The following is a 1312-nucleotide window of genomic DNA, read 5'->3' as shown; positions in this document are numbered from 1 at the left end:
GCTATGAATTTTGCCGCCGCATTCGGATGGAATCGGAAACGCCCATCATCATGATTTCCGCCCGGGACGAGGAAGTGGACAAGATTCTCGGCCTAGAATTGGGAAGTGATGATTACTTGACCAAGCCGTTCAGCCCGCGTGAACTCGTAGCACGTGCCAACCGTGCACTGCGTAGATGGGAACAAATGAAACAGCGTGGTGACCTGAATTCGAGCGCTGATCATCAAGTAACGATAGCTTCGCATCAAAGTGAGCTCCTGATGCTGGATAAACAACGTCGACTTGTCTACTCGTGCGGTGAAGAAGTCGAGGTGACGTCGAAGGAGTTCCAGGTGCTTTCTCTTCTTACGGAACATCCAAACCGCGCCTTCTCCCGTGATGAATTGCTCACACTCGTGTGGGGAGACGATTACTTTGGCAGCGATCGTGTAGTCGATGACTTAATCAGACGGATCCGCAAAAAACTGGACAAAATCCCGTTGGAGACCGTTTGGGGATTCGGCTACCGCTTGCGATCTACAGAGAGGGCAACAGAGGGATGAGTCTTCAAGCACGGATTACGTTGATGTTTGGTTTGCTGCTGTTAGTAGTAACCTCTATTTCTGCGGGCCTGATTCATTCGTTTATGCTTGAAAATATGATTGAACAGCAACGAAATGAGCTCACCATAAAAGGACAAGCCTGGATTGACAAAAATTACGGAGAATCTGAAGCCATAAAACCCGAATCGATAGCAGAGCTGACCAGACAGTTCGTTTCGAACCGTAAAGTAGAAGTTTTGCTGCTTGGAAAAAAGAAAAAAGTCCTGTATACCACCCTACCTTCCTCAAACCTGAACAATTGGTTGGATGCTTTGGAGAGAAAAGCAGAAAAGCGAAAGGACAAGAACATCTGGATGATTGGCAAAGACGATTACGTTTTGGTCAATCTTCCTTTTAAAAATGACGAAAAGCAGAGATTGATCCTAGCCTCTCCTGTCCGCGGACTGAAGGAGGCTAGGATGGAGCTGACGCAAAACATTATTGTCATTTTGGTCATAGGTACAGTTGCTACGATTCTTCTCAGTTATTTTATAACGAAAAGTACTGTGCGACCCCTGAACCAGCTGGTGAAAGAAATTAAAAAGGTACAGTTTCGCCGTTTTTCTGAAGTCCGTCATATACCGGCTCGCGGCGAAATAGCTGAGGTATCCGAGAGCGTTTACTCCATGGCTCAAGAGCTGGATCGCTTTCATGAGATTCAGCGCCAGTTTTTACAAAATGCCTCCCATGAATTAAAAACTCCTCTGATGTCCATCCAAGGATATGCAGAG

Annotated in this window: 2 protein-coding genes; both read left to right on the top strand. The window is 46.5% G+C overall.

Annotated elements, in window-relative coordinates; translation table 11 throughout:
- A partial coding sequence (locus tag EDM59_RS30805; RefSeq protein ID WP_148040866.1) for a response regulator transcription factor occupies positions 1 to 542 on the top strand: 542 nt, incomplete at its 5' end.
- Positions 539 to 1312, top strand: a 774-nt coding sequence (locus EDM59_RS30800) for a histidine kinase dimerization/phospho-acceptor domain-containing protein (RefSeq protein WP_122927075.1), incomplete at its 3' end; no start/stop codon positions are given. The genes EDM59_RS30805 and EDM59_RS30800, both read left to right, overlap by 4 nt.

Origin of the sequence: Brevibacillus nitrificans (assembly GCF_003710965.1) — a bacterium.
GTDB classification, from domain to species: domain Bacteria; phylum Bacillota; class Bacilli; order Brevibacillales; family Brevibacillaceae; genus Brevibacillus; species Brevibacillus centrosporus.
The sequence above is the reverse complement of the archived record's forward strand: the minus strand, read 5'-3'. Positions and strand labels throughout refer to the sequence as shown.